Raw genomic sequence first — 9134 nt, forward strand, 5'->3', positions numbered from 1 at the left:
CCTTCATGTCCGAGGACGTCCGCGAAGGTCAGCCCTCAGATCCTGCGGTGGGAGACTTAGGCCTCGTTGTACACCGTCTTGAGCTTCAGCAGGTGCTGATAGCGGTCCATGGCGGCCTGCTCGTTCTCCTTGAAGAGCTCCTCAGCGCGCTCGGGGAAGGAACGCGTCAACGAAGCGTAACGGGCCTCATTCATCAGGAACTCCTGGTAACCGCCCGCGGGCTCCTTGGAATCGAGCGAGAACTTCTTGCCGGCAGCAGCCTCGGGGTTGAAGCGGAAGAGGTTCCAGTAACCGCACTCGACAGCCTTCTTCATCTCGGCCTGGCAGTTCTGCATGCCGCCCTTCTTGATGGAGTGCATCTCGCAGGGGCTGTAGCCGATGATGAGGGACGGGCCGTCGTAGGCCTCGGCCTCGTGGATGGCCTTGAGGGTCTGAGCCGGGTTGGCGCCCATGGCAACCTGTGCCACGTAGACGTAGCCGTAGCTCATGGCAATCTCGGCCAGAGACTTCTTCTTGGTCACCTTACCGGCAGCGGCGAACTGAGCGACCTGGCCCAGGTTCGAAGCCTTGGAGGCCTGACCGCCAGTGTTGGAGTAGACCTCGGTGTCGAAGACGAAGACGTTGACGTTGTGGCCGGAAGCCAGGACGTGATCCAGGCCACCGAAGCCGATGTCGTAGGCCCAGCCGTCGCCGCCGAAGATCCAGAAGGACTTCTTGGTGAGGTAAGCCTTGTCGGCGAGGATTGCCTTGGAAGCGTCGCAGCCGCACTTCTCGAGCTCGGCAACGTAGGCAGCGGCAGCAGTCTTGGAGGCCTCGGCGTCGTTGACGGAGTCGATCCAAGCCTGACCGGCGGCCTTGAGCTCATCGGACGGACCATCGGCAGCGATGATGTCCTGGGTAGCGGCGATCAGCTTGTGCTGAACGGCCTCATAGCCAACGGCCATGCCCAGACCGTGCTCGGCATTGTCCTCGAACAGGGAGTTGTTCCACGCCGGGCCGTGACCGTCCTTGTCCTTGCAGTAAGGAGCGGTGGCAGCGGGGTTACCCCAAATGGAGGAGCAGCCGGTGGCGTTGGAAATGAACATGCGGTCGCCGGCGACCTGGGTCACCAGACGTGCATAGGCGGTCTCGGCACAGCCGGCGCAGGAACCCGAGAACTCCAGGTAGGGCTGCTTAAACTGGCTGCCCTTGACGTTGGCCGCGATGAGCTCCTTCTTCTCGGAGACGTTCTCGACCATGTAGTCCCAAACGGGCTGCTGGTCCATCTCCTGCTCGGTGGGAACCATCTCGAGGGCGCCCTTGGGGCAGACCTTGACGCAGTTGGTGCAACCCATGCAGTCGAGCGGGGACACAGCCATGGTGAACTTCATGCCCTTGGCCTTGGGACCCATGGCGTCGAGCGTGCGGGTAGCCTCGGGCGCGGCGGCAGCCTCGTCCTCGGTCATCGCGAACGGACGGATGGTGGCATGCGGGCACACGTAGGCGCACTGGTTGCACTGGATGCACTTGGTCTCGTCCCAGTGGGGAACGACCACGGCGACGCCGCGCTTCTCGTATGCGGAGGCGCCCAGCTCAAACTGGCCGTCGGCGCAACCGACGAAGGCGGAAACGGGCAGGCTGTCGCCATCCATGCGATCGATGGGCTCGAGCAGGTTCTTGACCTGCTGGGCGATAGCGGACTTGGTCTCCTCGGAGAGCTCGACGGGAGCGGCATCCTCGGCGGTAGCCCAGTCGGCCGGAACCTCAAACTTACGGAAGGCGGTAGCGCCGGCATCGATGGCCTTGTGGTTGGCGTCGACGATAGCCTGGCCCTTCTTCATGTAGGACTTGGTAGCCGCGTCCTTCATGTACTGCAGGGCGTCCTCGGCGGGCAGGACCTTGGCCAGCGCGAAGAAGGCGGACTGGAGCACCGTGTTGGTGCGCTTGCCCATGCCGACCTTGGCGGCCAGGTCGATAGCGTCGATCAGGTAGACGTTGACGTTGTTGTTCGCGATGTAGCGCTTGGCCACGGCGGGCATGTGCTCGGCGAACTCCTCGTCGCTCCACTGGCAGTTGACCAGGAAGGTGCCGCCCGGCTTGACGTCGCGGACCATCTTGAAGCCCTTAACGATGTAGCTGGGGTTGTGGCAAGCGACAAAGTCGGCCTTGGTCACGTAGTACGGCGAACGGATCGGGGAATCGCCAAAACGCAGGTGCGAGACAGTGACGCCGCCGGTCTTCTTGGAGTCGTACTGGAAGTAGGCCTGGACGTACTTGTCGGTGTGGTCGCCGATGATCTTGATCGAGTTCTTGTTGGCGCCGACGGTACCGTCGCCACCCAGACCCCAGAACTTGCACTCGATGGTGCCGGGGGCTGCGGTGTTGGGCGCATCCTCGGCCTCGGGCAGGCTCAGGTTGGTCACGTCATCGACAATGCCGATGGTGAACTCGCGCTTGGGCTCGTCCTTCTTGAGCTCCTCGAAGACAGCGAACGCGGACGCGGGAGGCGTGTCCTTGCTGCCCAGGCCATAACGGCCGCCGACGACCTTGATGCCCGTCTTGCCGGCCTCGTAGAGAGCGGAGACGACGTCCTGGTAGAGCGGCTCGCCGATGGAACCCGGCTCCTTGGTACGGTCCATGACGGCGATCTTCTGGACGGTCTCGGGGAGAACGTCCACAAAGTGCTTGATGGAGAACGGGCGGAACAGGCGAACCTTGACCAGGCCGACCTTCTCGCCGTGAGCGTTGAGGTAGTCGATGACTTCCTCGAGCACGTCGCAGAAGGAGCCCATGCACACGACGACGCGATCAGCATCGGGAGCGCCGTAGTAGTTGAACAGGCCGTAATCGGTGCCGAGCTTCTCGTTGATCTTCTTCATGTAGCCCTCGACGACGGCGGGAAGCTCGTCGTAGACCTTGTTGCAGGCCTCACGGTTCTGGAAGAAGATATCGCCGTTCTCGTGGCTGCCGCGGGTGTGCGGGTGCTCAGGGTTGAGCGCGTGATCGCGGAAAGCCTGGACGGCGTCCATGTCGCACATCTCGGCCAGATCCTTGTAGTCCCACATGGCGACCTTCTGGATCTCGTGGCTGGTGCGGAAGCCATCGAAGAAGTTAAGGAACGGGGTCTTGCCCTCGATGGCGGCAAGGTGAGCCACCGGCGAGAGGTCCATGACCTCCTGGACGTTGCCCTCGGCGAGCATGGCGAAGCCGGTCTGACGGCAGGCCATGACGTCGGAGTGATCGCCAAAGATGTTCAGGGCGTGCGAAGCGACGCAACGCGCGGAGACGTGGAAAACGCCCGGGAGCTGCTCGCCCGCGATCTTGTACATGTTCGGGATCATCAGGAGCAGACCCTGAGAAGCCGTGTAGGTGGTGGTCAGAGCACCGGCGCCCAGCGAACCGTGAACGGTACCGGCTGCACCTGCCTCGGACTCCATCTCGACGACCTTGACCGGGGTGCCGAAGATGTTCTTGCGACCCTGGGCCGCCCACTGGTCGACATGGTCGGCCATCGGGCTGGACGGCGTAATGGGATAGATTCCCGCTACCTCGGTGTACGCATACGAAACATATGCGGCCGCCTCGTTGCCGTCCATAGACTTAAACTTACGCGCCATATACCCCTCTCCTCTCATATAGGTATACAGGCCCCGGCGATCGCCGGGATGTTGGCGTGATGGGATTTTCGCTTCCAATCATCTGGCAGGCGGACTTGGCAGCAGGTGCATGGCGTGGAGAGAAGGCATGCCAAGGCGAGGGGCGCTTGCGCACCGCAGGCCCAGCTACCCGTCTTGCACATGACCGAGCGCCGCAAAGGCCGCATGCCGGATGCCCCCGGGCACGCCCCGGCGATGGGAGGCGCCCGCAACGGAAATCCGCATGCGGGTTTATTGTACCCCGCCGTCAAGTGTAATTTCGGCAAATATAGGCGGGCGGTAAAGGTTTACCTCGGGTGACTGCCGGGAGCAAAATGATCCCTTGGGGACGGAGGGACCATTTGGCGAGACTGGCTAGAGGGCACCGAAGAGGATGGCGTAGGTAGTGGATTCGCCGAGCTTGAGCTCGTCGCCGGGATTGAGTTGGGCGGAACGGCCGGGCTCGACCTGAATGCAGACGCGCGTGGCCCCGTTTACCACCACGGTTCCGTTGGTGGACGACAAGTCCTCGACGTGCCAGATATTTTGAGCATCGCACCAGATATGGGCATGGCGGGCCGAGACATCGTCGCCGACGTCGGTAATATCGCCCTCACCAGTGGCCAGCGCGCCAATCTCAACACCCTGCTCACTCGGCTGAATCCAGCGCGGGGCACTCACGACAAAACTGTTTTGTATGCGCAGCAAGCCCAAAGGGTGCGCCGGGGCGGGGTCGCGTTCGCCCGCGGTCATCGACATGCCAGGCGAACGCGGCGTGGAGGTGCCTCCGCCACAGGTCGCGTGCGCGTAGTCGATGGCATAGTTCACCGAGGACCGCACATCCGCCGAACAACCGACGGCGACAAACAGCACCAGCACGGCCTCGGCGCGCTCGGCGGGCATGAGTTCCGCCGCCTGGGACAGGCGATCGAGCGCGTTGCGATAGAGATTCGTGTCCTGGTGGCACTCTTCGAGCGCGCGTACCATCGGTTCACCTGCAGGACCGCACACCATATTGATTACAGCCGTGGAGTCCATGGGATTGCGCTGGCGCAGGGCCAGTTGCGACATAATACGCGCAGCCGAGGTACCGTATTCGGCAAAGTAGCGCTGCTGAAGCGTGCCGACCGGCGCGCGAACGATAAAGCGGGAAACCCAAGAGCGATCGGCGGCTCGGCTCTGCGGGCTGCGGCCGTCGGCGAGCGGACGGGACGAAAGCACCAAGCCGCACAGCTCGATATGGCTCAGATGCGCCGCGCGCTTAAAGATGTCAAACATGGCCCCGCATGGGGTGAGCTCAACTTGAGATGCCATGACCTAGGCCTCCTTGGTCGTAGAAATAGAATCGGACGATACTTCGACAGGTCCGCCAAAAGTACGGGCAGCTGCGGCTCCACCGGCAAGCGGAGTCGCCATCTGGGCTTTTGTGCGTCGCGGTGCCGAAACAGGAAGTTCAAAGGCAAAGCCCATCGCAAGCAAAAACCACGTAAGCGTATAGGTTGCAACCAAAGCGGCAACAAGGCCGCCCATCACGGCGCGTTGGGAAAATACGCTACATGCAGTCACAACCAGTACCGGAACCTCGCAGGCAGAAAGCGCAAGCACACCCTGCAGGAACCCCGAGCGTCGATCGCGCGCAAGTGCCCCCGCGGCAACGCCGGCCATGCCTGGCAGCGCCAGCGCCAGTGCGGCAATAACACCCGGTAGCGACCCAGACCACACGAGCGATCCCAAAGTCGCCGTCACGCGAGCGCCCGACGCCAGCAGCGCGGCCGAAACCACGACCGCAGCCCAAACCACGCCACAGACGACCGCCGCGCCGACCATCAGCGCGCGACGAACCGCGCGGCCGGACGCATCCATGGGGCACGGCGTGAGCGGCTCGCCGCGGAGCGAACGACCGACATTTTGCGCATAGTGGTCACAAAACGCCGAGAGCGCCGCCTCGACCGCCGCCGGCTCGGGACGATCTTTTTGATGGCTGGACAGACAGGCCATCACCACGTCGAACAGCTGGGCATCGACAAACGCCAGCGCATCGCGTAGCTCCTCGGAATCCGGCTCAAGCCCCAGCTGCTGGGCCTGCTCGGCCGCGGCGAGCGCCACATCGGGCTCGCGATGAAGCAGCTGCGTCAAATCACAACCGGGCGCATGGGCACCAATGGGATAGTCGGGCCGCGTGTCCATCTTGAGACGGTAGGGGCTCGCGATGTCGCGCGTCTTTTTGCGCGAACCCGAGGTGCCCGAAGTGCTCGGCGCGGCTTCGTATGGCGCGATGCCGGCAATGAGCTCGTAAACCGTGCTTGCCGCGGCATAGACGTCAATCGCCGGCGACATACGCAAAGCGCGCAGGTCGGGAATATCGTCGGTGAGCATCTCGGGCGGGGCATAGGCAACCGTCGCGCGACGCAGCGTGGCATAACGCTCCGTAAACGACGCCTTGCCGCCGGTACCGGCCACGGCCGACGCAGGCTCAAGCGCCAGCGACGAGCCAAAGTCGATCAGGCACAGGTCAAAGGTGCCCTCGGCAAGCTGCCGGTCAAGCGGTAGACGCGCCGTACGCACCATAATATTAGCGGGCGAGATATCGCGATGGACAAAGCCCTCGCCCACCAGGCTCATACGGCAGAGCAGATCGAACAGGTCGCGACCCAGACGCGCCGCCACAAGCGGCGACAGGCGTCCGGCATCGTCCACGGCAAGTCGCGAACGCAAGCGGGCAAGCGTCTCGCCCTCGACCCATTCCATGACAATTGCAGGCACACCGTCGACCTCGCCCCAGCCATAGAGGCGGGGAAAGCCCTTAAGGCCCGAAAGGGCGCGATGGCATTCGTATTCCTCGCGAAACGCCGCCTTGAACTTGGCGACCAGCGCCTCGTGAGCGGCATCGTCGTCAAACTCATCGCGCGTCGGCAAGATGAGCTGTTTGAGTGCCACGGCCTCGCCTTGGGCGTTGACGGCACGCGTCACGCGGCCGATACCGCCACGGCGCATGGCGGCATCGTCGGCAAACAGCATCGTAAAACGACGCAGATAGGCAGGCAGTTCGCCCTGACCGAGCGCAATGGCCGGCTCAAACCCGTCGACACGCGCCAGGCGCAGGCCGACCATGGGATCGCGACCGAGCGATTGTGGTGTGGTGGATGCAAGATCGGTCATCATAGGGCAAGCGCCGCCACGTTATTGTTGAAGTTACCGAGCGCGACGTCATCATCGCCGTAATGGCCGACCCATTGACATAGGTTGGTGTAACAGCCCCACAGATTGGCATACTGCTGATACCACTTTGACCGGGGCGAGAATGTCTGACGACCGAACTCGGCTCGAATGACAAACATCTCCCCGACCAGGCTGTCGCACGGCCTGGGATCTCCCGTAGAGTTATAGGTCGAGACCACGTCATTGGCACGAGAAACATAGCCGTCGAGCATGTTGTACTTGGTCACAAGCCAGCTGTGAATGCTCTCTTCCTCAGCAGCGGAAAGGCCACCGGAGTTTGCATCGTTGTCAGTGTTGCCGCCCGTCGAGCCGCCGTTTCCAGACCCTCCGGCAGAGGAACCCGACCCAGAGCCACCGCCCGAACTCGACGAATCCGAGCCGGAGCCAGAAGTATCCGAGCTACCGGGCTTTCCGGACTGCTGGGCGTCCTGCTCCTTCTGCTGCTCGACCTTATTCACCGTTGCCGCCACGCTATTGTTGGACAACCGATCGATGATCTTGGTGTTGGTGAGCACGATGGTTTTGCCATTGGCAAGCGTGACTTCGTTGTCCGGGGCCTCGGCGCCGGTGCCAAACACAATATGCGCGACCACACTTGCCCAAGCATATCCAGTCGTGGTCCCCAGGTCACTTTTGACCTCATGCCCCACGCGCGGTTCGCGTGCGGCATGTGCCTGCATCATGGACGGCACGGTCATGCCATAGGCAGAAACGCCAGCTATGACCAGCACCAGCGAGCAAGACAGCAGTGCGTACGCCCGCGGCGCCAAGCCCAGTCGGCGTCGCATGCGCACCGCGGCGCCGCGCTTTGTCTGAGTGCCACCGGGCCGCATGCGTTCTCCTCCAACAAAAACACGCCGCTCGGGAGCGGCGCATTCATTCGAATCCATATTTGAGTGTATCAGCGGACCCAAAAGGTTGCGCAACGAATGGGCAAATTAAGGATGCGAGTGGAAGCATCCATGCGATAAGCGGATACAAAGCATCTTTGTTGCACAACAAACTTACAGTCGCACGGGGAAATTATGGCTACCCCGTGCGTCGCGATGAAGACATACGGCAGGAGCAGGCTCGCCACCTAAATCGTGCGACGGGCCTCGATGGCGCGCCCAAGCGTAAGCTCGTCGGCATACTCCAGGTCGCCGCCCACGGGAAGGCCGCTCGCCAGACGCGATACCTCAACGCCCAGCGGCTTGATAGTGCGGGCCAGGTAGCTCGCCGTGGTCTCGCCCTCGATATTGGGGTTGGTGGCGATGATGACCTCGTGGATGTCCTCGTGGCCCAAGCGTGCCAGCAGCTCACGAATGTGCAACTGCTCGGGACCAATCTTGTCCATGGGACTGATCACGCCGCCCAATACGTGGTAGAGACCGTGGTAGCTGCCCGTGCGCTCAATCGCCTGGACATCGCGCGGCTCGCCCACCACGCAAATGCGAGTGGTATCGCGCATCGAATCCTGGCAGATGGAGCACTCGTCGGCCGTGGCGTAGTTAAAGCAGCGGCTGCAAAAGTGAACCTCCTGCTTAACCTCCAGGATAGCCTCGGCCAGGCGGCGCGCCTCCTCGGCATCGGCCTCGAGCAGGTAATAGGCGATGCGCTGGGCCGACTTGGGACCAATGCCCGGCAGACGGCCCAGCTCATCGAGCAATTTTTGCAGACTATGGTTGGCACTCATATATATGCGTGTCTTAGAACGGCATGCCCGGGATGTTGAGGCCGCCGGTGATGGCGCCCATCTGCTTGTTGGCAAGCTCGTTGACACCGCGGACGGCCTCGTTGACGGCAGCCATGATCATGTCCTGCAGCATATCGACGTCCTCGGGATCGAGGGCATCGGGGTCGATGGTGAGGTTGACGAGCTCCATCTCGCCGTTAACGGTCACCTTGACCATGCCGCCGCCGGCAGAGGCGTCGACGGTCTGGGACTTAAGGTTTTCCTGCGCGGCGGCAAGCTGCTCCTGCATCTTGCGAGCCTGCTTCATCATTTGCTGCATGTTCATACCGGCCATGATGGCTCCTTTACGTGCGGCCGCGCGACAAGCTGCAAGGGCAGCCGGAGCGCGACGGGACTTTCAAACTCAAAAATCGTACCACGGCGCGGGGCAAGCAAGCGGGGCGGACACGCTACCTCAGTCGATATACATGTCCTCCAATACAAACCACGCGCAAAGATTATGCAAGGCCGAATTATGCAAGGTTGCATAATATCGCATACTCAATCTAGTAGAGCCGAATCCGGCATTTCATGTGTGCCACTAAATGGTTGATTTCCGATCTCAACCGAACACATTGAGCTGATGG

Annotated in this window: 6 protein-coding genes; all 6 read right to left on the reverse strand. The window is 62.2% G+C overall.

Annotated features, from left to right (window positions below; all coding sequences use genetic code 11):
• Positions 1-56 precede the first annotated feature (56 nt).
• Positions 57-3596: a pyruvate:ferredoxin (flavodoxin) oxidoreductase gene (gene nifJ, locus DW899_RS09200; RefSeq protein ID WP_117800772.1), complete on the reverse strand. Its 3540-nt coding sequence runs from the start codon at positions 3594-3596 to the stop codon at positions 57-59.
• Positions 3597-3989: 393 nt separating this feature from the next.
• Positions 3990-4928, reverse strand: a complete 939-nt coding sequence (locus DW899_RS09205) for an FHA domain-containing protein (RefSeq protein ID WP_117800773.1) — start codon at positions 4926-4928, stop codon at positions 3990-3992.
• 3 nt (positions 4929-4931) lie between these two features.
• Positions 4932-6776 (reverse strand): hypothetical protein, encoded by a 1845-nt coding sequence (locus DW899_RS09210; protein ID WP_117800775.1) that lies wholly within the window; start codon positions 6774-6776, stop codon positions 4932-4934.
• The gene (locus tag DW899_RS09215; RefSeq protein ID WP_117640715.1) at positions 6773-7666 is read right to left on the reverse strand and encodes a hypothetical protein; all 894 of its coding nucleotides are present in this window, start codon (positions 7664-7666) and stop codon (positions 6773-6775) included. Before DW899_RS09215 ends, DW899_RS09210 begins: the two co-directional genes overlap by 4 nt.
• A 245-nt stretch (positions 7667-7911) precedes the next feature.
• A complete protein-coding gene (recR, locus tag DW899_RS09220) occupies positions 7912-8508 on the reverse strand; it encodes a recombination mediator RecR (RefSeq protein WP_089573257.1) in 597 nt (198 codons plus the stop codon).
• A 13-nt stretch (positions 8509-8521) separates the two neighbouring features.
• Complete coding sequence (locus DW899_RS09225; RefSeq protein WP_006235174.1) at positions 8522-8842, reverse strand: YbaB/EbfC family nucleoid-associated protein; 321 nt, start codon at positions 8840-8842, stop codon at positions 8522-8524.
• Positions 8843-9134: the final 292 nt, after the last annotated feature.

The organism is Collinsella sp. AM41-2BH (assembly GCF_003468085.1).
In the GTDB taxonomy this organism is placed as follows: Bacteria; Actinomycetota; Coriobacteriia; order Coriobacteriales; family Coriobacteriaceae; genus Collinsella.

Excerpts from the sequence above, each read along its gene's own strand:
- DW899_RS09215 (WP_117640715.1), bottom strand. The coding sequence starts at position 7,666 with ATGCGGCCCGGTGGCACTCAGACAAAGCGCGGCGCCGCGGTGCGCATG.
- recR (WP_089573257.1), bottom strand. The coding sequence starts at position 8,508 with ATGAGTGCCAACCATAGTCTGCAAAAATTGCTCGATGAGCTGGGCCGT.
- DW899_RS09210 (WP_117800775.1), bottom strand. The coding sequence starts at position 6,776 with ATGATGACCGATCTTGCATCCACCACACCACAATCGCTCGGTCGCGAT.
- DW899_RS09225 (WP_006235174.1), bottom strand. The coding sequence starts at position 8,842 with ATGGCCGGTATGAACATGCAGCAAATGATGAAGCAGGCTCGCAAGATG.
- nifJ (WP_117800772.1), bottom strand. The coding sequence starts at position 3,596 with ATGGCGCGTAAGTTTAAGTCTATGGACGGCAACGAGGCGGCCGCATAT.
- DW899_RS09205 (WP_117800773.1), bottom strand. The coding sequence starts at position 4,928 with ATGGCATCTCAAGTTGAGCTCACCCCATGCGGGGCCATGTTTGACATC.